Genomic DNA, 26,741 nt, shown 5'->3' on the forward strand with positions numbered 1-26,741 from the left:
GGCACGATAGTCACGTTTGAGCGAGTGGGACGATAAGTGTCCAGCTATTGATTATCGTGCCTGCGCTCCGCGTAGGCATGCAGTTCTGGACGCTCCGCGTCCTCTCTTGAGTGCGCAGTGCAATGCAGAGCCGCACCCCTCGACAAACCTTTCTAAATATTTCCTCGCCAATTCGTTCTTGTTGATACGACCCCGCCCGACGGTCAGCCCCACTCAGCAAGGATCGACCCATGAACCCCGAACACGCCCAGAAACTCGCTCGCCGTTTTGTCGAGTTACCCCTTGAAAAACGCCGCTTGTTCCTCGACGGCATGCGCAAGGAAAACATGGATTTCTCGCTGTTCCCGATCCCTTCCTGTGCCGGGCTGGCCGAGCGTGACGGTCTGTCCTATGCCCAGCAACGCATGTGGTTTCTCTGGCAACTGGACCCGCACAGCGCGGCCTACAACCTGCCGATGTCGGTGTGCCTGAACGGTCCGCTGGAACTGCCTTTGCTGGAGCGGGCCTTCAGTGCGCTGGTCGAACGACATGAAAGCCTGCGCACCACCTTCGGCCAGGAGGGCGACCGGGCGTTTCAGCGTGTTGCGCCGCCAGCGCCAGTGAGCATCCGCCTGACCGACCTGAGCGCCTTGCCGCCCGAGCAGCGCTGGGCCAGTGCGCGTCAGGCCATGGCCGAACAGGCCGCGCAAACCTTCGATCTGCAGCGCGGGCCGCTGTTCACCGTGCAGGTGCTGCGTCTGGCCGAACAGGAGCACCTGCTGCTGCTCAACCTGCACCACATGATCACCGATGGCTGGTCGATGAACGTGCTGATCGACGAATGGCTGCGCGGCTACGACGCGCTGCTGGCCGGTAAACCGCTGCCTTTTCAGCCGCTGCTCGTGCAGTACCGCGATTACGCGGTCTGGCAACGCAGCTGGCTGGAAGCCGGTGAGCAGGCGCGTCAGCTGGACTACTGGCGCAGCCACCTGGGCGAAGAGCATCCGCTGCTGGAGCTGCCCACCGACCGTCCACATCCGGCCTTGCCCAGTCACGACGGCGCTCGCCTGGAGCTGGCACTGGAACCCGAGCTGCTGCGCAACCTGAAAAGCCTCGCGCAACGCCAGGGCGTGACCCTGTTCGTGGTGCTGCTGGCGACCTTCAAAAGCCTGCTGCATCGCTACAGCGGGCAGACCGACATTCGTGTCGGCGGCCTGATCGCCAACCGCACCCGCAGCGAAACCGAAGGGCTGATCGGCTGCTTCATCAATACTCAGGTACTGCGCAGTGAAGTGACGGCGCAGACCCGCTTCGTCGATCTGTTGAATATCGTGCGCGACGCCTCGACCGGTGCCCAGGCGCATCAGGAGCTACCGTTCGATGCGATCATCGACGCCCTGCAGCCGGAGCGCAGCCAGAGCCATAACCCTTTATTTCAGGTGATGTTCAATCACCAGCCGGTGGTGGCCGACCTGCTCGACAAGCAATTGAGCGGCGGCCTGCGCGTGGCCAATCTGCCCGCCGAACAACAGGCACTGGCGCAGCGCTCGCACGCCGCCGCCAGCGACCTGATGCTGGCCACCAGCGGTGAAGGCGAGCAGCTGCATGCCGCCTTCACCTACGCCACCGACATTTTTGACGAGTCGACCATCGCTCGTCTGGCCGGGCACTGGCGCAACCTGTTGGCTTCTGTCTGTGCCGACCCGCTGCAGACCATCGCCGAGCTGTCGATGCTCTCGGCCGACGAACACACGCAACTGCTGGATGTCGACAATGCCACCAAAGCCGACACCACAACTCCCGCGCATCGCCAGTTCGAGGCACAAGTACAGCGCACGCCGCAGGCCCCGGCACTGATCCTCGCCCGTGAAGGTCAATCGCCGAGCCTGAGCTACACCGAACTGAACCAGCGCAGTAACCGTCTGGCCTGGCAGATGCGCGAGCAGGGTGTCGGTGCGGACGTGCTGGTCGGCGTGGCGCTGGGTCGTTCGCTGGACATGCCCGTGGCGCTGCTCGCCGTGCTCAAGGCTGGCGGTGCCTATGTGCCGCTGGACCTGAATGCGCCGCGCGAACGCTTGCGTCATGTAGTCGAGGACAGTGGCGTGAAACTGCTGCTGACCCATAGCGATCAGCTGACCAGGCTGCCTGAATTGGCTGACATGCAATGCCTGTGCATCGATCGGATGAACAGCGAAACCGCCAGCGTGCAAAACCTCGACGGCCCGATCGATCCGGCCAGTCTGGCCTACGTGATTTACACCTCGGGATCGACCGGGCGGCCCAAAGGCGTGGCGATCAGTCATGCGGCGCTGGCCGAGTTCGTCACCCTGGGGGCGAGCTACAGTGACCTGCGCGAAGGCGACCGGGTCCTGCAGTTCGCCACCCACAGCTTCGATGGCTTCGTCGAGCAGTTCTACCCACCGTTGTGTCGCGGTGCGGCCGTCGTTCTGCGTGACGAGCGCTTGTGGGACAGCGCCACCTTCCATCAGGCCATCGCCGAGCACGGCGTGACCCTCGCCGACTTGCCCGCGGCCTATTGGCTGACGCTGGTTCAGGACTTCGCCGCCAGCCCGCCCGCGCATTACGGCGCGCTACGGCAGGTGCATGTTGGCGGCGAAGCCATGGCCGTCGAGGGTCTGCGCCTGTGGCACAAGGCCGGGCTGGGGCATGTACGCCTGCTCAATACCTATGGCCCGACCGAAGCCACCGTGGTGTCGAGCATCCATGATTGCAGCACGCTGACCCCGCAGCAGGTGTCCTGGCGCGGCGTGCCGATTGGCCAGGCGCTGGCAGGACGACGCCTGTACGTTCTCGACGATCAAATGAACCTGCTGCCGCAAGGTGCGGTGGGCGAGCTGTACATCGGCGGTCCTGGTCTGGCGCGGGGTTATCACGCCCAGCCCGGTCTGAGCGCCGAACGTTTCGTCGCCGATCCGTTTGTCAGCGGTGAGCGCCTGTACCGTACCGGCGACCGCGCCCGACTGCGTGCCGATGGCGCTGTCGAGTACATCGGCCGGGTCGATCATCAAGTGAAGATTCGCGGTTTCCGCCTCGAGCTGGGCGAAATCGAATCGCGCCTGCAGCAATGCACGGGCGTGCGCGAGGCCGTGGTGCTGGCCGTCGAACTGGCGGGTAGCACGCAGTTGGTCGCCTACGCGGTGCCGGACGTTGCCGCCTCCACAGAGGCCGAACAGTTGGCCCTGCGCCAAAGCATTCGCAGCCAGTTGCAAGCCTTCCTGCCGGATTACATGGTGCCGACGCACATGCTGCTGTTGCCCGAGCTGCCCCTGACGCCCAGCGGCAAGCTGGACCGCAAGGCATTGCCTGCCCCCGACGCAAGTCAGTTGCAGGCGCGTTATCGGGCGCCGCACAGCGAGGTGGAAATCTGCCTGGCGGCCATCTGGGCGGACGTCCTGCATGCGCCCCAGGTGGGCCTGGACGATCACTTTTTCGAACTGGGCGGGCATTCGTTGCTCGCCGCGCAAGTCATCGCCCGGATCAAGACGCAACTGGGCATCAGCCTTCCGCTGCGCACCCTGTTTGAAAAACCGCTGCTCAGTGAGCTCGCCGTCGAAGTGGCAGCGCTGACCGACAACAGCACGGACAACGACTGGAGCGACATGGACCAGTTCATGGATTCACTGGAGGAATTCGGCGCATGACCGGGACCACTGCTGCACGCATCGCGAAACGTTTTGTCGGCCTGTCGCTGGAGCAACGCCAACAGTTCCTCGCCCGGTTGCGCCAGGAAGGCAAGGATTTCAGCCTGTTGCCGGTGCCGGTCAGTCGGCATGATGTCAGCGCCATTCCGCTGTCCTTCGCTCAGCAGCGCCTGCTGTTCCTCTGGCAGCTCGATCCCTCGAGCGACGCGTACAAGATGACCACCGGCCTGCGTCTGCGCGGCACGTTGAACGAGTCAGCGTTGCGCCGTGCATTCGATCACCTGATCGAGCGCCACGAGGTGCTGCGCACGGTGTTTCACACTGATGGCGATCAGGCACAGCAAGTGCTGCTGCACGACCAGACAGTCGCGTTGGAGAGCATTGATCTGGCCGGTCTGGCCGATGTCGAACTGCGCGATGCCGAGCTGGCGCTGCAAGTGGCCACCGTCACGGGCCAGGCGTTTGATCTGCGCACGGGGCCGCTGCTGCGCGCGCACCTGTTTCGCCTCGCGGATGATGAGCATGTGCTGATCGTGAGCATGCACCACATCGTCTCCGACGGCTGGTCGATGGACGTGATGATTCAGGAGTTCGTGCACTGCTATCAGGCGTACTGCGAAGGCCGCGAGCCCGCGCTGCCGGAACTGCCGCTGCAATACGCCGATTATGCGATCTGGCAGCGTAGCTGGCTGGAGGCGGGCGAGGGCGCACGTCAGCTGGACTACTGGCGTAACCAGTTGGGTGACGAACAACCGCTGCTGGACGCCGCACCGGATTTCCCGCGTCCGGCCACGCAGAGCCATCAGGGCGAGCACCTGCGTTTCGATTTCGGTGTAGATCTGTCGCGGCGGCTCAACGCCTTTGCGCGCACGCAGGGCATGACCCTGTTCATGCTGGTGCTGGCCGGCTTTTCGCTGTTTCTGTCGCGCAAGGCCGGGCAGCGCGATATCCGCATCGGCGTGCCGAATGCCAACCGCGGTCGCGCGGAAACCGAAGGGCTGATCGGCTTCTTCATCAATACTCAGGTTTTGCGCTGCCAGGTGGACGAACGCCTGAGCTACCTTGACCTGCTGGCGCAGATTCGCGACACCTCGTTCGGTGCGCAGGCACATCAGGACGTGCCCTTCGAGCAACTGGTCGATCAACTGGCACCCGAGCGCAGCCTGGGCCACAACCCGCTTTTCCAGGCCAAGTTCAACCAGAACGTGGTCCTCAAGCAGAAAACCGCGCTCAGGCTGGCCGGGCTGGAGGTCAGCGAATATGCCTTCGACAAACAGGGCGCGCATTTCGATCTGGCGCTGGACATCACTGACGACGGCACACTGATCCACGGCGACATGGCCTACGCCAGCGACCTGTATCGACGCACCACCGTCGAAGGTTTCATCCCGGAACTGCTCGCGCTGTTCGAAACCCTGCTCGACGCGCCGCAGGCACCGCTGTTCAGCCTGGGAGCACTGGCGGTCGAGCCGAGGCGCGACGCTCGCGAACCCGCGCTGCACATGCTGCAACTGTGGGACCGACAGGTCGAACGGCAACCTCATGCCCAGGCAGCCCGCTGTCTGGAGCGCACGCTGACCACGCTGCAACTGGAGCAGGCCGCCAATCAGTTGGCCCATCACTTGATCCGCATGGGCATCAGCGAGGGCCAGCCGGTCGCAGTATTGATGGAGCGTTCGCTGGACTGGCTGACGGCCGTGCTGGCAATTTTCAAGGCCGGCGGCGTGTACATGCCGCTGGACGTCAAAGCCCCCGATGCGCGACTGCAACAGATGCTGGTCAATGCGCAGGCAAGAGTATTGCTGTGTGCCGAGGGCGATGTGCGGCAGACGTCGCTGGGTGTTGCCGGTTGTCAGGGCCTGACCTGGACGCCTGCGCTGTGGCAGGACCTGCCTGTCAGTCGCCCTGACACCCGGCCTTCAGCCGATTCGGCGGCCTACGTGATTCATACCTCCGGCTCGACTGGCCAGGCAAAAGGTGTGCTGGTCAGCCAAAGCGCGCTGGCCAGTTACCTGCGCGGCCTGCTGGAACAGCTGCAACTGGCACCCGAGGCGAGCATGGCGCTGGTCTCGACCATCGCTGCCGACCTCGGCCATACCGTGCTGTTCGGCGCGCTGTGTTCGGGACGCACGCTGCACGTGTTGACCGAGGCGCTGGGTTTCGATCCGGATGCCTTTGCGGCCTACATGGCCGAGCATCAGGTGGGCGTGCTGAAAATCGTCCCCGGTCATCTGGCCGCGCTGTTGCAGGCCGGCCAGCCAGCCGACGTACTGCCGCAGCATGCACTGATTGTCGGCGGCGAAGCCTGCTCGCCAGCGCTGATCGAGCAGGTGCGTCAGCTCAAGCCGGGTTGCCGGGTGATCAACCACTACGGGCCGAGCGAAACCACTGTGGGTGTGCTGACTTATGAGGTGCTGATGTCGCCCGGCTCGCTCCCACAGGATGTATGTGTATCCACTGGGGTGCACGCTGGCGACCCTCTGCGCAGCGTGCCAGTCGGCACATCGTTGCCTGGGGCCAGCGCCTATGTGCTGGACGACGTGTTGAACCCTGTGGGCACTCAGGTCGCCGGTGAGCTGTACATCGGCGGCGACAGCGTGGCGCTGGGCTATATCGGCCAGCCTGCGCTGACCGCCGAGCGCTTCGTGCCGGACCCGTTCGCGGGCGACGGCACGCGCGTCTACCGCAGCGGCGACCGCATGCGCCGCAATCATCAGGGCCTGCTGGAATTCATCGGCCGGGCCGACGATCAGGTCAAGGTGCGCGGCTATCGCGTCGAGCCGGCAGAGGTCGCGCGGGTGCTGCTAGGCCTGGCTTCGGTGGCGCAGGTCAGCGTACTGGCGTTGCCCGTCGATGACGATCAGACCCGCCTGCAACTGGTGGCCTATTGCGTCGCGGCAAGCGGGGCGAATCTGAATGTCGACAGCCTGCGCGAGCAACTGGCTGCGCGCTTGCCGGACTACATGGTGCCCGCGCAGATCATGCTGCTGGACAGTCTGCCGCTGACCGCCAACGGCAAGCTCGACAAGCGCGCCTTGCCCAGACCCGGGGTGGTCAAACAGCGTTACACCGCGCCGGTCGGCGAGATCGAGGAAAAGCTCGCTGCCGTGTGGGCGGATGTCCTCAAGCTGGAGCAAGTGGGCAGCACTGACAACTTCTTCGAACTGGGCGGCGATTCGATTCTCAGCCTGCAGATCATTGCCCGCGCCAAGCGTCAGGGCATCAAGCTCAGCCCCAAACAGCTGTTCGAAAAGCAGACCATCGGCCAACTGGCTTCGGTGGCGAAACTGATTCAGAAAAAGCCCGCCGCCTTGGCAGAACAGATCAGCGGTTCGCTGCCGTTGCTGCCGATCCAGGCGCGATTTTTCGAACTGGACATCCCTGAGCGCCAGCACTGGAATCAGGCGCTGATGCTCAAGCCGTTGCAAGCGCTGGAGGCTACTCATCTTCAGTGTGCATTGACTGCGCTGATCGAGCAGCACGACGCGTTGCGCTTGGGTTTCAGCCAGCAGAACGGGCAATGGCAGGCCACCTTCGGCGCGCTGAACACTCGTGAGCTGCTCTGGACCCATGAGCTGGACAGCATCGAGCGTTTGTCTGAGCTGGCCGATGAGGCGCAACGCAGCCTGGACCTGAAAAACGGCCCGCTATTGCGTGCCGTGCTGATCAACCTGCCGCAAGGCGAACAGCGCTTGTTGCTGGTGATTCATCATCTGCTGGTGGACGGCGTGTCATGGCGGGTGTTGCTGGAAGACCTGCAACAGGCGTACTTCGCCCTGGCGCAAGGCCAGCCAGTATTACTCGCGGCAAAAACCACGTCGCTCCAGCGCTGGGCCGAGCAATTGCAACAGTATGCGGCCGGCCAGAAGCTGAAGGCCGAGCGTGATTACTGGCTGCAGGCCTTTCAGGGCGCCGACCAGCCGCTGCCTCGCGACAAGCCCGAAGGCACGATGCGCAATCGCGATGCGGCCCATGCATCTTCCTGGCTGAGCAGGGACCTGACCCACAAGCTGCTGAAAGTCGCGCCCGCCGCGTACCGCACGCAAGTCAACGACCTGCTACTCACGGCGCTGGCCCAGGTCCTCTGCGAATGGAGCCAGCAGCCCTCGGTGCTGATCCAGCTGGAAGGGCATGGTCGCGAAGACCTGTTCGACGACACTGATCTGAGCCGCACCGTCGGCTGGTTCAGCAGCCTGTTTCCGGTGCGTCTCACGCCGCAGATCGCGCCGGGTGCAAGCCTGTGTGGCATCAAGGAGCAATTGCGTGCGGTGCCGGACAAGGGCATTGGTTACGGCGTGTTGCGCTATATGGGCGAGGTGTCTTTCGCGCAGCAATTGGCCGCCTTGCCGCAGGCGCGGGCTACGTTCAATTACCTGGGCCAGTTCGACGGCAGCTTCAACGAACACCAAGGCGCGCTGTTCGTACCGAGTGCCGACAGTGCAGGCACTGCGCTGTGCGAAGACGGGCCGCTGGGCAACTGGCTGAGCCTCAACGGCCAGGTGTTCGACGGCCAGTTGCAACTGGACTGGAGCTTCAGCCGCGAGGTGTATCACGCCTCGACCATCGACACCCTGGCGCGTCGCTACGAGCAGGCGCTGACCACCCTGATCGAACATTGCACGGCCGGGCATCAAGGCGTCACGCCATCGGACTTCCCGCTGGCGCGCCTCACCCAGGCGCAGCTTGACGGTCTGCCGATTGCGGCGGGCCAGATCGAGGATATCTACCCGCTGTCACCGATGCAGCAGGGCATGCTGTTTCATTCGCTGTTCGATGAAGACGCGGGCAACTACATCAACCAGTTGCGGGTGGACATTCGCGGGCTGGATGTGCCGCGTTTCCGCAACGCCTGGCAGGCCGCGGTGGACAAGCACGACGTGCTGCGCAGCTGTTTTGTCAGCCAGCGCGAGCAGTCGCTGCAAGTGGTGCAGCGTCAGGTGGAGGTGCCCTTTGTCGAACTGGATGCGCGTGGCCAGCCGGAAAGCTGGCTCGACGACTGGGCGCAGGCCGACCGTCAGCAAGGCTTCGATCTGGCGCAAGGGCCATTGTTGCGCCTGGCCGTGTTGCGCACCGCCGACGACGCGTGGCATTTGGTTTACACCAGCCACCACATCCTTATGGATGGCTGGAGCAGCTCGCGCCTGCTCGGTGAAGTGCTGCAACGCTACAGCGGGCAGATGCCAGCGAAACAGGCAGGCCGCTATCGTGATTACATTCAGTGGCTGCAGCATCAGGATGCCGCCCTCAGCCAGCGTTTCTGGACTGCGGAGCTGGCGGAACTGGACGAGCCGACCCGCTTGCTGCAAGCGTTCAAGTCTTCGGCCGAGGAGCAGGGCTACGGCGATTACATCCAGTTGATCGATGCCGATGGCACCCGACGCCTGAACGCGTTTGCCCGCGAGCAGCGCGTCACCCTCAATACGCTGCTGCAATCGGCCTGGCTGTTGCTCCTGCAACGCTATACCGGCCAGTCCAGCGTGAACTTTGGCGCGACCGTGGCCGGGCGTCCGGCCGAGTTGCCGGGTGTCGAAGAACAGCTGGGGCTGTTCATCAACACCTTGCCGGTCATCGCCAGTCCGCGTGCCGAACAGACGGTGGCCGACTGGGTGCAGCAGGTGCAGGCGAAGAACCTTGCCCTGCGCGAGCATGAGCACACGCCGCTGTATGACATCCAGCGCTGGGCGCGTAACAGTGGCGAGGCGTTGTTCGACACCATTCTGGTGTTCGAAAACTACCCGGTGTCCGAAGCCCTGCAGCGCGCGCCGGACGGTCTGGCCTTCAGCGACCTGCGCAATCAGGAGCAGGCGCATTACCCGCTGACCCTGGTGGTCGAGGCCAATGAGGTGCTGTCGGTGCGTTTCAGCTACGACCGCCAGCACTTCAGCGCCGAAGGCATTCTGCAACTGGCGGCGCATTTCGATCACCTGCTGCAGAGCCTCTGCGCATCGGCAACCACGCCACTCGGCGAACTGGCATTGCCGACCGCCTGGACGCAAAGCGTGCAGCGCTACCCGAGCGAGCACTGCGCGCATCAACGCATCGAAGCCCAGGTCGGGCGTAACCCGCAAGCCATCGCCCTGAGTTTTGGCGATCAGCAACTGAGTTACCGGCAACTCAACCAGCGTGCCAACCAACTGGCGCACAAACTGCGCGAGTTGGGTGTCGGCCCGGATATGCGCGTCGGGCTGGCCGCCGAGCGCAGTCTGGAGATGATTGTCGGCCTGCTGGCCATCCTCAAGGCCGGTGGTGCTTACGTGCCGCTGGACCCGGATTACCCGCAGGATCGCTTGAGTTTCCTGATGCAGGACAGCGGTATCGAATTGTTGCTGACTCAGGCGCATTTGCTGGGTCAGTTGCCGATCCCGACGCACGTTCGGACGCTGGATCTGGCTGATGCGCTGGACGATTACAGCACCGAAAACCCGCTCAACCAGACCACGCCGGACAACCTGGCCTACGTGATTTACACCTCAGGTTCGACCGGTAAACCGAAAGGCACCTTGCTCGCCCATCACAACCTGATGCGCCTTTTCGCGGCCACGGATGAGTGGTTCGAATTCAGCGAAAAGGACGTGTGGACACTGTTCCATTCCTTCGCCTTCGACTTTTCGGTGTGGGAGATTTTCGGCGCGCTGCTGCATGGCGGCCGACTGGTGATCGTGCCCCGTGAAGTGACCCGTTCGCCGGAAGATTTCCATGCGCTGCTGATCGAACAGCAGGTCACAGTGCTCAACCAGACACCCTCGGCGTTCAAGCAACTGATGCGCGTGGCCTGTGATTCATCGCTACCGCTGTCGCTGCAGAAAGTCATCTTCGGCGGCGAAGCGCTGGACGTCGCCAGCCTGAAGCCGTGGTTCGAACGCTTCGGCGATCAGACACCGCAACTGATCAACATGTACGGCATCACCGAAACCACCGTGCACGTGAGCTACAGACCGATCACGCTGGCCGACACGCACAACCCGGCCAGCCCGATTGGCGAGGCGATTCCCGACCTGTCGTGGTGCGTGCTGGACGCTGATTTCAATCCGGTCGCTCTGGGCTGCAGCGGCGAGCTGCACATCGGCCATGCCGGTCTGGCACGGGGTTACCACAATCGCGCCGCGCTGACCGCCGAACGCTTTGTGCCGGACCCGTTTTCCAGCGAGGGTGGCCGCCTGTATCGCACCGGTGACCTAGCGCGTTATCGGGCTGGCGGGATGATCGACTACGTCGGGCGCATCGACCACCAGGTGAAGATTCGCGGCTTCCGCATCGAACTGGGCGAAATCGAAGCGCGGCTGCAAGCGCACCCGACCGTGCGTGAGGTGAGCGTGCTGGCGCTGCAAGGGCAATTGGCGGCGTACCTCGTGCCTACCGAGCCTGATCAGGATCAGCAGGGCCTTCGTGAAACGCTGAAAAATGAACTGAGGGCGCACTTGCCCGATTATATGGTGCCCACCCATTTCATCGTCCTCGACAGCATGCCGCTGACCGCCAACGGCAAGCTGGATCGCAAGGCGTTGCCAGCGCCGGACGCCAGCCAGTTGCAGGCCACCTACAGCGCTCCGCAGGGTGAGCTGGAGCAGCAACTGGCGGCGATCTGGGCCGATGTGTTGAAGGTCGAGCGGGTCGGGCGCAGCGACAACTTTTTCGAGCTCGGCGGCCATTCGCTGCTGGCGGTGCAGATGCTCGTGCGGGTGCGCGAACAGTTGCAGCACGAGGTCAGCCTCAAGGATGTCTTCGAGCAACCGCTGCTGGCGGACTTCTGCGCCACGCTGCAGGAAAAAAATGGCGAAAGTGACCACGCGCAGGACGAATTGACTAAATCACTGGAGGCACTCAAACGTTTATCAGCGGAGGAAATTGATAATTTGATTGCTTAGCAGGAGAGACCCCAGTGCAACAGTTGCTTGACTCCGTTAAATCGCTGTCCGCCCGTGAACGCAAGGCGCTGGCGGTGCTGCTCAAGCGTCAAGGGGTGAATCTCTACGGGGTCACGCCGATTGCCGTGAGGGAGACGCAGGCACCGTCCGCGCTCTCTTACGCGCAGCAGCGGCAATGGATCATCTGGCAACTGGAACCGCACAGCGCGGCCTACAACATTCCGCTGGCGCTGCGCCTGCACGGTGCGCTGAATGTCGAGGCATTGCGACGCAGCGTGGAGCAACTGATCGAGCGTCACGAAACCCTGCGCACGACCTTCGCACAGCAGGGCGATGAAGCGCTGCAGGTGGTGCATCCGGCGTCGCCGTTTGCGCTCGGTGTCGAGCAACTGGGGGCTGGCGAGTCCGTTGAGGCGTGGGTGGATCGGCACGTGCAGCAGCCTTTCGATCTGCTGCAAGGGCCGCTGCTGCGGGTCAACGTGCTCAAACTCAGCGGGCAGGAGCATGTACTGGTATTGACCCAGCATCACATCGTCTCCGATGGCTGGTCGATGCCGATCATGGTCGAGGAGTTGATGCAGTTCTATCAGGCCGCCAGCCTCGGTCGCGAGATCACACTGGCGCCGCTGCCGATCCAGTACGCCGACTACGCCCTCTGGCAGCGCAACTGGCTGGAAATGGGTGAACAGGAACGCCAGCTGGCGTACTGGAAGCAGCAACTGGGCGAGCAACAGCCGATTCTGGAGTTGCCCACTGATCGGCCGCGTCCTGCGCTGCGCAGTTACCAAGGTGCGCGACTTGACGTCGAGCTGGACGCCGCTCTGCTCGACGGCCTCAAGGTGCTGGCGCGTCAACAGGGCATCACGCTGTTCATGCTGTTGCTGGCCTCGTTGCAGACCCTGCTGCATCGCTACAGCGGTCAGGCCGATATACGCGTCGGTGTGCCGGTCGCCAACCGTACCCGCAGCGAAACCCAGGGGCTGATCGGCTTCTTCGTCAACACTCAGGTGCTCAAGGCCGAATTCACCACGCAGACCTCCGTGGCCGAGCTGTTGCAGCAGGTCAGACACACCGCCGTGCAGGCCCAGGCCCATCAGGACCTGCCGTTCGAACAACTGGTCGAAGCCTTGCAGCCGCAGCGCGACCTGAGCCGCAGCCCGCTGTTTCAGGTGGCCTACAACCACCAGAGTGAAGGGCACAACCAGAGCCGTGAGCTGGCAGGGCTGCGTCTGGAATATCAGGTGTCCGACAAGCACACCGCGCAGTTCGACCTGACCCTCGACACCTGCGAACGCCCGGACGGCCTGACAGCCGCACTGACCTACGCCACCGACCTGTTCGACGCATCGACCATCGAGCGCATGGCCAGCCATTGGCGCAACCTGCTCAACGGCATGTGCCGCGACGTCAATCAGCGCATTGCCGACCTGCCATTGCTGAGTGCCGAGGAACGCCAGAACACCCTGCGCGACTGGAACCGCGATCTTGCGGTTTACCCAAGCGCTTATTGTGCCCATCAACGTATCGAAACCCAGGCCGAGCGCACGCCGCTGGCCATCGCTCTGAGCTTTGGTGTCGAGCAACTGAGCTATCAACAGCTCAACCGCCGCGCCAATCAGCTTGCCCATAAACTGCGCGAACAGGGGATTGGCCCGGATGTGCGCGTCGGGCTGGCTGCCGAGCGCGGTCTGGAGATGATTGTCGGCCTGCTGGCCATCCTCAAGGCCGGGGGTGCTTACGTGCCGCTGGACCCGGATTACCCGCAGGATCGCCTGAGCTTTCTGATGCACGACAGCGGTATCCAGCTGCTGCTGACCCACACGTCGCTGCTCGACAAACTGCAGATCCCTGCACAGGTGCAGACGCTCGATCTGGCTGACGCACTGGACGGCTACAGCTCGGAAAACCTGATCAACAAGACTGCGCCGGACAACCTGGCCTACGTGATCTACACCTCGGGCTCGACCGGCAAACCCAAAGGCACCTTGCTTGCCCATCACAACCTGATGCGCCTGTTCGCGGCCACGGATGAGTGGTTCGAATTCAGCGAAAAGGACGTGTGGACACTGTTCCATTCCTTCGCGTTCGACTTCTCGGTATGGGAGATTTTCGGCGCGCTGCTGCATGGCGGCCGACTGGTGATCGTGCCCCGCGAAGTGACCCGCTCGCCGGAAGAATTCCATGCACTGCTGGTCGAACAGCAGGTCACGGTGCTCAACCAGACACCGTCGGCGTTCAAGCAACTGATGCGTGTGGCCTGCGATTTGTCGCTACCGCCGTCGTTGCAGACAGTCATCTTCGGCGGCGAAGCACTGGACGTCGCCAGCCTGAAGCCTTGGTTCGAGCGCTTTGGCGATCAAGCGCCACAACTGATCAACATGTACGGCATCACCGAGACCACCGTGCATGTCACCTACAGGCCAATAACCGAGGCCGACACGCAGAACCCGGCCAGCCCGATTGGCGAGGCGATTCCGGACCTGTCGTGGTACGTGCTGGACCCTGATTTCAATCCGGTCGCTCTGGGTTGCAGCGGCGAGTTGCACATCGGCCATGCCGGTCTGGCGCGGGGTTATCACAACCGCGCCGCGCTGACTGCCGAACGCTTCGTGCCGGACCCGTTTTCCAGCGAGGGTGGCCGCCTGTACCGCACCGGCGACCTGGCGCGTTATCGCGCTGCAGGAACCATCGAATACGCCGGGCGTATCGACCACCAGGTGAAGATTCGCGGCTTCCGTATCGAGCTGGGCGAAATCGAGGCGCGGCTGCAAGCGCTCCCGGCCGTACGCGAAGTGAGCGTGCTGGCGCTGGACGGGCAATTGGCGGCGTATCTGGTGCCGACTCAGTCCGATCAGGATCAGCAACCGCTGCGTGAAACGCTGAAAGCCGAACTGAGGGCGCACTTGCCCGATTATATGGTGCCCACCCATTTCATCGTCCTCGACAGCATGCCGCTGACCGCCAACGGCAAACTGGACCGCAAGGCACTGCCTGCGCCGGATGCCAGCCAGTTGCAGGCCACCTACAGCGCCCCGCAAGGCGAGCTGGAGCAGCAACTGGCAGCGATCTGGGCCGATGTGTTGAAAATCGAGCGGGTCGGCCTTAGCGACAACTTTTTCGAGTTGGGTGGGCATTCGCTGCTGGCCACTCAGGTGATTTCGCGCATTCGTCAGCAGCTGGACGTCGAGTTGTCGTTACGCGACTTGTTCGAAACGCGTGATCTGGAGGCCTTCGCGCTGGCAGCGGGCGCAGGGCAGGGCAACGACGCGCCGCGCTTCATCAAGGCCGACCGCACGCAGCCGCTGGGGCTGTCTTACGCGCAGCAGCGTCAGTGGTTCCTCTGGCAGCTTGACCCGGAGAACACCGCGTACATTATTCCCGCAGCCCTGCGCCTGCGCGGCTCGCTGGACATCGCTGCGCTGGAGCACAGTTTCAGCGCGCTGATCGCCCGCCACGAAACCCTGCGCACGACCTTCCGCCAGCAGGGCGAGCAGGCGCTGCAGATCATCCACCCGCCACGTGCCTTGACTCTGTCTGTCGAGTCGCTGCCCAGCGGCCAGAGCCTTGAAGCTTGCGTGCAGCAGGAAATGCAGCGCCCGTTCGATCTGGAGCAGGGGCCGCTGTTGCGGGTTCGCTTGCTGAACCTCAACACCGACGAGCATGTGCTGATTCTGACCCAGCATCACATCGTCTCCGATGGCTGGTCGATGCCGATCATGGTCGATGAACTGGTGCGCCTTTACGAGGGCTACAGTCAGGGCCGTGAGGTGAGCTTGACTGCGCTGGACCTGCAATACGCCGACTACGCACTGTGGCAGCGGACCTGGATGGAGGCTGGCGAGCAGGCCCGGCAGCTGGATTACTGGAAGCAGCAATTGGGCGATCAGCAGCCGATTCTGGAGCTGCCAGCCGATCGGCCACGGCCCGTGGTGCAAAGCCATGCCGGTGCGCGGCTGGCAGTCGAGCTTGAGCCTGCGCTGATCGATGGCTTGAAGCAGGTCGCGCGGCAACAGGGCGTCACCCTGTTCATGCTGTTGCTGGCGTCATTCCAGAGCCTGCTGCACCGTCACAGCGGCCAGTTGGATATTCGTGTCGGCGTGCCGATTGCCAACCGCAACCGCGCTGAAACCGAAGGCCTGATCGGCTTCTTCGTCAACACGCAGGTGCTGCGCGCCGAGTTTGACGTGCACACGACCTTCAACGAGTTGCTGCAGCAGGTCAAACACACCGCCCTGCAAGCCCAGGCGCATCAGGAGCTGCCATTCGAGCAACTGGTCGAAGCCCTGCAGCCACAACGCAGCCTCAGCCACAGTCCGCTGTTTCAGGTGATGTTCAATCACCAGAGCCAGGCCAGCGCCGACGTCCGCGCGCTGCAAGGTCTGCAGGTCGAAGCCTTGCTGCCGGACAGTTACCCGGCGCAGTTCGACCTGACCCTGAACACTGCCGAACATGACGGTGGCCTGAGCGCTGGCCTGACCTACGCGACAGCGCTGTTTGACCCGCGCACCATCGAGCGCATGGCCGGGCACTGGCTGGCCTTGTTGCAGGCCATCTGCGCCAATGCTGCACAGTGCATCGCCGAAGTGCCGATGCTCGACAGGGCTGAACGGCAGCAGATTCTCCACGACTGGAACGCCACAGCCGCAGACTTCCCCAGCGAAACCTGTCTGCATAGCCTGATCGAAGCGCAGGTACATGCCACGCCGGACGCGCCGGCGCTGATTTTCGCCGCCGAGCAGATGAGCTACGCGCAACTCAACGCCCGCGCCAATCAGCTTGCGCATCGCCTGCGTGAGTCGGGCGTCGGCCCGGACGTGCTGGTGGGGATCTGTGTCGAGCGCAGTCTGCAACTGGTGATCGGCCTGCTGGCGATCATCAAGGCCGGTGGCGCATACGTGCCGCTGGACCCGGATTATCCCGAGGATCGGCTGGCTTACATGATGCACGACAGCGGGATTGGCTTGCTGCTGACCCAGACTTCGTTGCAGGAACGCCTACCGGTTCCTGCGCAGGTACACAGTCTGTGCCTTGATCAGGACGGCGACTGGCTGGAGGATTACAGCACCGCCAACCCGGCTAACCTCAGCCATCCACTGAATCTGGCTTACGTGATTTACACCTCGGGTTCGACCGGCAAACCCAAGGGCGCGGGCAACAGCCATCGTGCGCTGGTCAACCGTCTGCACTGGATGCAGAAAGCTTACAAAATTGATGGCAGCGATACGGTTCTGCAGAAGACGCCGTTCAGTTTCGACGTGTCGGTCTGGGAGTTCTTCTGGCCGCTGATGACCGGCGCACGTCTGGCCATGGCGCTGCCGGGCGATCACCGCGACCCCGAGCGGCTGGTGCAGACCATCCGCGAGCATCAGATAACGACCCTGCATTTCGTGCCGTCGATGCTGCAGGCGTTCATGACTCATCCTCAGGTGGAAAGCTGCAACACGCTGCGTCGGGTCGTATGCAGCGGCGAAGCACTGCCTGCCGAGCTGGCCGCTCAGGTGCTCAAGCGGCTGCCGAAGGCCGGTTTGTACAACCTGTACGGCCCCACCGAAGCGGCCATCGACGTGACGCATTGGACGTGCACCACAGACGACGTGCTCAGCGTGCCGATCGGGTGGCCGATCGATAACCTTAAAACTCTCATCCTCGACGACGGCCTGCAGCCTGCTGCACAGGGCGTTGCGGCGGAGTTGTACCTGGGCGGCGTCGGTCTGGCGCGGGGTTATCACAACCGAGCAGCACTGACGGCTGAGCGCTTTGTGCCGGACCCGTTCGACGAGCAGGGCGGCGGCAGGCTGTACCGCACCGGCGATCTGGCGCGTTATCGCGACGCGGGCGTTATCGACTATGCCGGGCGTATCGACCATCAGGTGAAAATTCGCGGCTTGCGCATCGAACTGGGCGAGATCGAGTCCTGCCTGCTGGAGCACGACAGTGTTCATGAGGCGGTGGTGATCGACGTTGACGGCCCGTCCGGCAAACAGCTGGCGGCGTATCTGGTGGTCGAGCACCACGACGATCAGTTGCGTGATGCGCTCAAGGCCTTCCTCAAGGAATCGCTGCCGGATTACATGGTGCCCACGCATTTCATCGTGCTGAACAGAATGCCGCTGAGCGCCAACGGCAAGCTCGATCGCAAGGCACTGCCGAAACCGGACGCCAGCCAGTTGCAGCGCCAGTACGTCGCGCCGTCCACAGAGCAGGAACAGCAGATGGCGGCGATCTGGGCCGATGTGCTGAAAGTCGAGCGTGTCGGGCTGAGCGACGATTTCTTCGAGCTCGGTGGCCACTCGCTGCTGGCGACGCAGCTGATTTCCAGAATCCACACCGGCCTGGGAATCGACATTCCGCTGCGCCTGATCTTCGAGAAACCGCAATTGAACGAATTTATTCAGGCCTTCGCTGGCAGTGGCCTGTCGCTGACCGAGGACGGCTTGTCCGATATTGAAAAAATGATGAATGAAATGGCGGGTATCTGACATGGACAAGTCTGCAGCAGAGCGTATCGCCCAGCGTTTCGTCGGCTTGCCCGTCGAGCAGCGTCGGCAGATCCTCGCCAAGATGCATGAGACCGGACAGAGCTTCAAACTGCTGCCCATCGCCGTGACCCGGCATGCCGCAGCGCGTATTCCGCTGTCCTACGCGCAGCAGCGCATGCTGTTCCTCTGGCAGATGGAGCCGGGCAACGCGGCCTACAACGTGCCCATGGCGGTGCGTCTGAATGGCGCATTGGACCGTCAGGCCCTGAGCGCGGCGCTGGACCTTCTGGTGCAGCGTCATGAAACCCTGCGTACCCGCTTCGTTTCGGAGGACGGCGTGTTCTATCAGGAGATTCTCGAGCAGGCCACGGTCGCCCTCGAGTTCGCGTCGGTGGCGCCCGCAGACATCGAGCAGCAGGTGCGCGCCGAGTTGCAAAAGCCCTTCGATCTGCTGAGTGGGATGCTGCTGCGGGTCAAGCTGTTCCAGCTGAGTGAAAGCGAACACGTACTGACCGTGTGCATGCATCACGTGGTGTCCGATGGCTGGTCCGGCGAAGTGCTGATTCGCGAGTTCGTGCAGTTGTATCAGGCGCAGGTATCGGGGCAGCCAGTGCCGTTGCCTGCGCTGGCGATTCAGTACGCCGACTACGCGATCTGGCAACGCGCCTGGCTGGAGGCCGGGGAGGGCGAGCGGCAGCTGCACTACTGGAAACAGCAACTGGGCAGCGAACATCCGTTGCTGAGCCTGCCACTGGATCATCCGCGTCCGCTGCAACCCAGCCATCGCGGTGCGACTGTGCGCGTCGACCTGCCGCAGCAACTCTCCGCGCAACTGAAAAGCCTGGCGCGCAACAACGGCCAGACCCTGTTCATGGTGACACTGGTGGCGCTGTCGGTGGTGCTGTCGCGTTTCAGCGGGCAGTCCGACCTCCGCATCGGCGCACCCAATGCCGGGCGCACACGCAGCGAGCTGGAAGGGCTGATCGGCTTTTTCATCAACACTCAGGTGCTGCGTGTGCAGGTGGATGAGCGGCAGAGCTTTGCCGAGCTGCTGGATCAGGTCAAGCAGGTGGTCACGGGCGCGCAGTCGCATCAGGAACTGCCGTTCGAGCATCTGGTGGATGCCTTGGCGCCGGAGCGCAATCCGGGTCACAACCCGCTGTTCCAGTTCAAGATCAATCAGCACGTGCTGGCGGCCGATGGCAGCGGGCAGCGCGTGTCGGGCCTGACGGTCGATGAGTTCCCGATGGGCAGCAGCGATGCGCGTTTCGATCTGGCCTTCGACTTCACCGACACGCCCGACGGGGTACGCGGTTATTTCACCTACGCCACCGACCTGTTCGCAGCGCAGACCATTGAGCGTATCGCCGACGCGTTGCGCAGCGTGCTGCACGCACTGGTTTCGGACACCGACCGGCGTCTGGCCGATCTTCCACACGCGGTATCGTCGCTGGTCGCCGAGCAAACCCAGGACTTTGCCTGCACCGATTTTCTCAGCCTCTGGCAACAGGGCCTGCGTGCCGGGCGTGGCAAGACCGCGTTGTGTGTGGGCCAGCAGGTGTTGAGCTTTGACGAACTTGAGACACGCAGTAACCAATTCGCCCGCTACCTGCACGCCCAGGACATCAAGCCGGGCATGACCGTCGCGCTGTGCCTGGACCGCTCCGTGGAATGGGTGATCAGCCTGCTGGCGCTGCTGAAGCTGGGCGCGGTGTACCTGCCGCTGGACAGCGCGCAACCGGCCGAGCGCCTGCAGCAACTGGTCCGTGACAGCGGCGCGGTGCTGCTGGTGCATGCGCCCGAAGACGACCAGGCCGCGCGGTTGGGCGTGTGCCCGGTGCTGGCGTTCGATGCTGCGCTTTGGGCCGCTGTCGACAACCAGTCGCTGGACGTTCGGGTGCTGCCCGGGCAAGCGGCGTACATCATCTACACCTCCGGCTCCACCGGGCAGCCCAAGGGCGTGGTGATCAGCCACGGCGCGCTGGCCAACTATGTGCAGGGCGTGCTTGAGCGCCTGGCATTGAACGACGGGGCGAGCATGGCGATGGTGTCGACGGTCGCTGCCGACCTGGGGCACACGCTGTTGTTCGGTGCGCTGGCGTCCGGCCGGACGCTGCACCTGCTGTCTCACGAACAGGCGTTCGACCCTGACGGTTTTGCGCGTTACATGGCCGAGCATCAGGTTGACGTGCTGAAAATCGTGCCCAGCCATTTGCAGGGCCTGCTGCAGGCCGCCAACCCGGCGGACGTGCTGCCTGGGCAGGTGCTGATTCTGGGTGGAGAGGCCAGCGCCTGGGCATTGATCGAGCAGGTGCGTGCGCTCAAACCGGGCTGCCGGATCATCAACCACTACGGCCCGACCGAAACCACGGTCGGCATCCTGACCCACGAAGTGGCGGGGCCTATAGACGCCTGCCGCAGTGTGCCGGTCGGTCAGCCGCTGGCCAACGGCAAGGCGCGGGTGCTGGACGCTTACCTGAACCCCGTGACCGAACGGGTGGCCGGTGAACTGTATCTGGGCGGGCGCGGGCTGGCGCAGGGTTATCTGGGCCGTGCGGCAATGACCGCCGAACGCTTTGTCCCGGATCCGGACGCTAACGGTCAGCGCCTGTACCGTGCAGGCGACCGTGCGCGTTGGGTGGATGGCGTGCTGGAATACCTGGGCCGTGCTGACGATCAGGTGAAAATCCGCGGCTATCGGGTTGAGCCGGGGGAGGTCGGCCAGCTTCTGCAAACCCTGAAAAACGTCGCCGAAGCCGTGGTGCTGGCGCAGCCGCTGGAAAGCGATGAAACACGTCTGCAACTGGTGGCCTATTGCGTGGCGGCGGGCGGCACGAGCCTCAACGTCGACAAACTGCGTGAGCAACTGGCGGCTCGCCTTCCGGAGTATCTGGTGCCCGCGCAGATCATGCTCCTGGAGCGTCTGCCAGTGACCGCCAATGGCAAGCTCGACAAGCGCGCCTTGCCCAGACCTGGCGTGGTCAAACAGCGTTACACCGCACCAGTCGGCGAGATCGAGGAAAAACTCGCCGCCGTGTGGGCGGATGTCCTCAAGCTGGAGCAGGTCGGCAGCACCGACAACTTCTTCGAACTGGGCGGCGATTCGATTCTCAGCCTGCAGATCATCGCCCGTGCCAAGCGTCAGGGCATCAAGCTCAGCCCCAAACAATTGTTCGAAAAGCAGACCATCGGCCAACTGGCTTCGGTGGCGAAACTGATTCAAAAGAAGTCCGCCGCCGTAGCAGAGCAGATCAGCGGTTCGTTGCCGTTGCTGCCGATTCAGGCGCGCTTCTTCGAACTGGACATCCCCGAGCGTCAGCACTGGAATCAGGCGCTGATGCTCAAGCCGCTGCAAACGCTGGAGGCCACTCATCTTCAGTCAGCATTGACGGCGTTGGTCGAACAGCACGACGCACTGCGCTTGGGTTTCAGCCAGCAGAACGGCCAATGGCAGGCTACCTTCGGCACGCTGAACACTCGCGAGCTGCTCTGGACCCATGAGCTGGACACTATCGAGCGTTTGCCCGAACTGGCCGATGAGGCGCAACGCAGCCTGAACCTGAAAAACGGACCGCTATTGCGTGCCGTGCTGATCAACCTGCCGCAAGGTGAACAGCGCCTGCTGCTGGTGATTCACCATCTGCTGGTGGACGGCGTGTCATGGCGGGTGTTGCTGGAAGACCTGCAACAGGCTTACATCGCCCTGGCAGCAGGTCAGCCAGCGCTGTTGCCGGCGAAAACCAGCTCGCTGAAAAGCTGGGCTGAGCACTTGCAGGCCTACGCGCAAAGCCCGGCGCTGGAGCAGGAATTGGGCTACTGGCAGGCGCAATTGCAGGACGTCAGCGATGCCTTGCCGTGTGATCATCCGCATGGCGGCCAGCAACAGCAGCACGCGCTGTCGGTGGTCACCCAATTGAACAGCGAGCTGACCCGGCAACTGCTGCAGGACGCCCCGGCGGCTTACCGCACGCAGATCAATGACCTGCTGCTGACCGCGCTGGCGCGGGTTATCAGCCGCTGGACCGCGCAGCCCCATGCACTGATTCGTCTCGAAGGCCATGGTCGCGAAGACCTGTTCGACGCACTGGACCTGAGCCGCACGGTGGGTTGGTTCAGCAATGTGTACCCGGTCAGGCTCACCCCGCAGGCCTCGCTGGCCGATTCGATCATGACGATCAAGGAGCAACTGCGCGCAGTGCCCGACAAGGGCATCGGTTACGGCGCGTTGCGCTACCTGGGCCGCGAATCGGCGCGACAGACCCTGAAAGCCCTGCCGCTGGGCAGCATCGTGTTCAATTACCTGGGGCAGTTCGACGGCAGCTTCGACGCACCGGAAGCACTGTTCACGCCCTCGGCCGACAGCAGCGGTGCCTCACAGAGTGCCGCTGCGCCGCTGGCTGCGCCGATCAGCATCAACGGTCAGGTGTACGCCGGTGAGCTGCGCCTGAGCTGGACCTTCAGTGGCGCGGTGTTCGAGCGCGAGACCGTGCAGCGCCTGGCCGATGAGTACGCCGCCGAATTGCAACAATTGATTGCCCATTGCACCACCGAAGGCGTGGAGGGGGTAACCCCGTCGGACTTTCCGCTGGCACGCCTGAGCCAGTCGCAGCTGAGCAGTTTGCCAATAGCTGCCGGGCAGATCGAAGACCTCTACCCGTTGGCACCGATGCAGCAGGGCATGCTGTTCCACACCCTGTTCGAGCAGGAGGCGGGCAATTACATCAACCAGATGCGCATCGAGGTCAGCGGTCTGGACGTGCCGCGTTTCAGCGCCGCCTGGCAGGCTACGCTGGATGCTCATGAGGTGCTGCGCAGCGCTTTCATCAGCCATCTGCAGCCAGCGCTGCAAGTGGTCTTGCGTGATGTGCGCATGCCTTTTGTCGAGCTGGATGCGCGGGGGCAGTCGTCTGACTGGATCGATCAATGGGCCGATGCCGACCGCCAGCAGGGTTTCGATCTGGCCCAGGGGCCGTTGCTGCGCCTGGCCGTATTGCGCACCGGCGAGCAGAGCCATCAACTGATCTACACCAGTCATCACATCCTCATGGATGGCTGGAGCAGCTCGCGCCTGCTCGGTGAAGTGCTGCAGCGTTACAGCGGCCAGACACTGCCGAGGCAGGTCAGCCGCTATCGTGACTACATCGAATGGTTGCAGCGCCAGGATGCCGGGCTCAGCGAGCGTTTCTGGACCGATCAGCTGGCCAGACTCGATGAGCCCACGCGGCTGGTGCAGGCCTTCAAGGCGCCTGAGAACGGCGAGGGGCACGGTGATTACCTGCACTTGATCGACGCCGAGAACACCCGGCAACTGAGCGAGTTTGCCCGCGAGCAGCGCGTGACCCTCAACACGCTGGTGCAATCGGCCTGGCTGCTGGTGCTGCAACGCTACACGGGGCAGTCCAGCGTCACCTTCGGCGCAACCGTGGCCGGGCGTCCGGCGGACCTGCCGGGTGTCGAGGAGCAGCTCGGGCTGTTCATCAATACCCTGCCGGTGATCGCCAGCCCACGTGCCGAGCAGCGCGTGGCGGAGTGGGTGCAACAGGTGCAGGCGCAGAATATCGCTCTGCGAGAGCATGAACACACGCCGCTGTACGAGATTCAGCGTTGGGCACGCAGCGCTGGCGAGGCGCTGTTCGACACCATTCTGGTGTTCGAAAACTACCCGGTGTCCGAAGCCCTGCAACAAGCGGCGCCGCCGGGGCTGGTGTTCGGCGGTCTGCATACGCAGGAGCAGACGCATTACCCACTGACGCTGGTGGTCAATCTCGGTGAAACCCTGTCGTTGCGCTTCAGTTACGCCCGTCAGTCGTTCAGCGAGCAACACATGGCGCAGTTGTCGGCGCATTTTCAGCAGGTCCTGCAGGCGCTGGCGCATGACTCACAGGCGGCGCTTGGCGAACTGGCGCTGTTGAACGACGACGAGCAGCAGCATGTTCTGCGCGAGTGGAACGCCACAGCCGTAGACTTCCCCAGCGAGCAGTGCCTGCACAATCTGATCGAAGCCCAGGTGCGTGCCACGCCGGACGCTCCGGCGCTGATTTTCGCCACTGAACAACTGAGCTACGCGCAACTCAACGCCCGCGCCAATCAGCTTGCGCATCGCCTGCGTGAGTCGGGCGTCGGCCCGGACGTGCTGGTGGGGATCTGTGTCGAGCGCAGTCTGCAACTGGTCATCGGTCTGCTGGCGATCATCAAGGCCGGTGGCGCCTACGTGCCGCTGGACCCGGATTATCCCGAGGACCGTCTGGCTTACATGATGCAGGACAGCGGTATCGGTTTGTTGTTGACCCAGACGGCGCTATTGGAGCGGTTGCCGGTTCCGCATCAGGTGCAGAGCCTGTGTCTGGATCAGGACGGCGACTGGCTGGAGGGTTACAGCACCGCCAACCCGGCTAACCTCAGCCATCCATTGAATCTGGCTTATGTGATTTACACCTCGGGTTCGACCGGCAAACCCAAGGGCGCGGGCAACAGCCATCGTGCTTTGGTCAACCGCTTACACTGGATGCAGAAGGCTTACGCGCTGGATGGCAGCGACACGGTTCTGCAGAAGACGCCGTTCAGTTTCGACGTGTCGGTCTGGGAATTCTTCTGGCCGCTGATGACCGGCGCACTTCTGGTCGTGGCGCTACCGGGCGAGCACCGCGACCCCGAGCGGCTGGTGCAGACCATCCGTGAGTATCAGGTCACGACCCTGCATTTCGTGCCGTCAATGCTGCAGGCGTTCATGGCTCATCCTCAGGTGGAAAGCTGCAACACGCTGCGCCGAGTGGTATGCAGCGGCGAAGCACTGCCTGCCGAGCTGGCCGCCCAGGTGCTCAAGCGTTTGCCGCAGGCCGGCCTGTACAACCTGTATGGCCCCACCGAAGCGGCCATCGACGTGACCCATTGGACGTGCACCACCGACGACGTGCTCAGCGTGCCGATCGGACGGCCGATCGACAACCTGAAAACCCACATCCTCGACGACGGCCTGCTGCCTGCTGCACAGGGCGTGGCGGCGGAGTTGTACCTGGGCGGCGTCGGTCTGGCGCGGGGTTATCACAACCGAGCAGCTCTGACGGCTGAGCGTTTCGTACCGGACCCGTTCGACGAGCAGGGCGGCGGCAGACTGTACCGCACTGGCGATCTGGCGCGTTATCGCGACACGGGCGTTATCGACTATGCCGGGCGTATCGACCATCAAGTGAAGATTCGCGGTTTGCGCATCGAGCTGGGCGAAATCGAAGCGCGTCTGCATGAGCATGCCGCCGTGCGCGAAGCCACGGTGATCGACATCGACGGGCCGTCCGGCAAGCAACTGGTGGCCTATCTGGTGCCGACCGATGCCGCTGAGGCGCCGGACGTTCTGCGCGAGCGTCTGCAGGCCCACCTCAAGGCTCATGTGCCGGATTACATGGTGCCGAGCTACTTTGTCGTTATTGATTCGATGCCGCTGACCGCCAATGGCAAGCTGGATCGCAGAGCGCTGCCGAAACCGGACGTGGCCCGCTCACAGCAGGGTTATGTGGCGCCGCGTACGGCATTCGAGCAACGCCTTGCTGCGTTGTGGGAGCAGGTGTTGCACGTCGAACGGGTCGGGCTCAACGACAACTTCTTCGCGCTGGGCGGGCACTCGCTGCTGGCGGTTTCACTGGCGGGCAGGATTCGCGAGACGTTCGATATCTCCATCAAGCTGCATGACTTGCTGTTGCTGCAGACCCTGGGCGAACTGGCCGATTTCATGCGCGCCGATGAAGCCAGGGTCAAATCGGCGGTCATCGCCATGAATACCAACGGATCGACACATGCGCCACTGTTCTGCCTGCCGCCGGGCGGCGGCGGCACCTATTCGTATTACCCGCTGGCGGGCAAGTTGAGCGACAGCCGACGGGTTTACGGGTTGGTCAACAAGGCCTACGTGGTGCCGGGCTGGTTCGATACGTCGTGGCAGGACATGGTCGATTACTATGTCGAGCAGATCCGCATGACCCAGCCGCACGGGCCCTACAACCTGCTGGGCTGGTCGATGGGCGGCGCGCTGGCCATCGAGGTCGCGCATGTGCTGGAGCGTGCTGGCGAGGTGGTGAGCTTTCTCGGGCTGGTCGACACCCAGCTACCTGCATCGGTCGGCATGCAATGGGTCGAAGAGGACCCGCACGTCACCACGCAGCAGCAGGGCGAAAACTACTACCGCAGCCTGATCAAGAGCCTGCAGGCCTTTGTGCCGGGCTTGCAGGAGCAAACCATTGTCGACCTGATCGAAACGGCCCGGCAGTCGGTGACCGGGGAGAGTGAAGTGATTGATCGAGTGATCGAGCAGATCGCGCTGCAACACGCAATGAACGTCGACAGCCTGCGCAGCATGTTCCAGGACATTGCGGTGCAGGACGAAATCGAAACCGGTTACACATTGCTGGAAGCCAACGCAAAACTCAGCCAGGCGTTTACCTTGAAGACCCTCAATGTACAGGCCGATTGCTGGTGGGCAGGGCAAAGCCGCAAACCGGGGCAGATTGCCAAGGCCGAAGCGGTGCTGCTGGAACAATGCTCGGTCAACGGACTGCGCAGCTCGACGACGATCGATCAGCGACACGACAACCTGGTGATCGCGGAAGCGTTTCTGCAGGCGCTTGCCGAGCGGTTGGTGTGACGCAGAGCGTCACGAACGGCATTCCCACGCTGGAGCGTGGGGACGATGGCCATTCATTGCCAGCCACTGCTCCATAAGTGCTTTTCAACCACGATGGCACTGACAACGCAAATTGCGACGTAAG

Annotated in this window: 4 protein-coding genes; all 4 read left to right on the forward strand. The window is 63.2% G+C overall.

All coding sequences use genetic code 11. The features are described 5' to 3' along the window. Positions 1-230: 230 nt before the first annotated feature. The 4 genes from P406_RS19685 to P406_RS19700 are packed head-to-tail and all read left to right on the forward strand — an operon-like array spanning position 231 to position 26,617. Complete coding sequence (locus P406_RS19685; protein WP_046237095.1) at positions 231-3,641, forward strand: non-ribosomal peptide synthetase; 3,411 nt, start codon at positions 231-233, stop codon at positions 3,639-3,641. After that, positions 3,638-11,506: a non-ribosomal peptide synthetase gene (locus P406_RS19690; RefSeq protein ID WP_046237096.1), complete on the forward strand. Its 7,869-nt coding sequence runs from the start codon at positions 3,638-3,640 to the stop codon at positions 11,504-11,506. Before P406_RS19685 ends, P406_RS19690 begins: the two co-directional genes overlap by 4 nt. Positions 11,507-11,520: 14 nt before the next feature. Then, entirely contained in the window at positions 11,521-17,985 is a 6,465-nt protein-coding gene (locus P406_RS19695) for a non-ribosomal peptide synthetase (RefSeq protein WP_046237097.1), read from the forward strand. A gap of 1 nt (position 17,986) precedes the next feature. Continuing rightward, positions 17,987-26,617 (forward strand): non-ribosomal peptide synthetase, encoded by an 8,631-nt coding sequence (locus P406_RS19700; RefSeq protein ID WP_046237098.1) that lies wholly within the window; start codon positions 17,987-17,989, stop codon positions 26,615-26,617. Positions 26,618-26,741 lie beyond the last annotated feature (124 nt).

The sequence above is a fragment of the Pseudomonas syringae pv. coryli str. NCPPB 4273 genome (assembly GCF_000972175.1).
In the GTDB taxonomy this organism is placed as follows: domain Bacteria; phylum Pseudomonadota; class Gammaproteobacteria; order Pseudomonadales; family Pseudomonadaceae; genus Aquipseudomonas; species Aquipseudomonas syringae.

Bases quoted from the DNA above. Each gene is read 5' to 3' on its own strand.
- P406_RS19685 (WP_046237095.1), top strand. From the start codon at position 231: ATGAACCCCGAACACGCCCAGAAACTCGCTCGCCGTTTTGTCGAGTTA.
- P406_RS19690 (WP_046237096.1), top strand. From the start codon at position 3,638: ATGACCGGGACCACTGCTGCACGCATCGCGAAACGTTTTGTCGGCCTG.
- P406_RS19700 (WP_046237098.1), top strand. From the start codon at position 17,987: ATGGACAAGTCTGCAGCAGAGCGTATCGCCCAGCGTTTCGTCGGCTTG.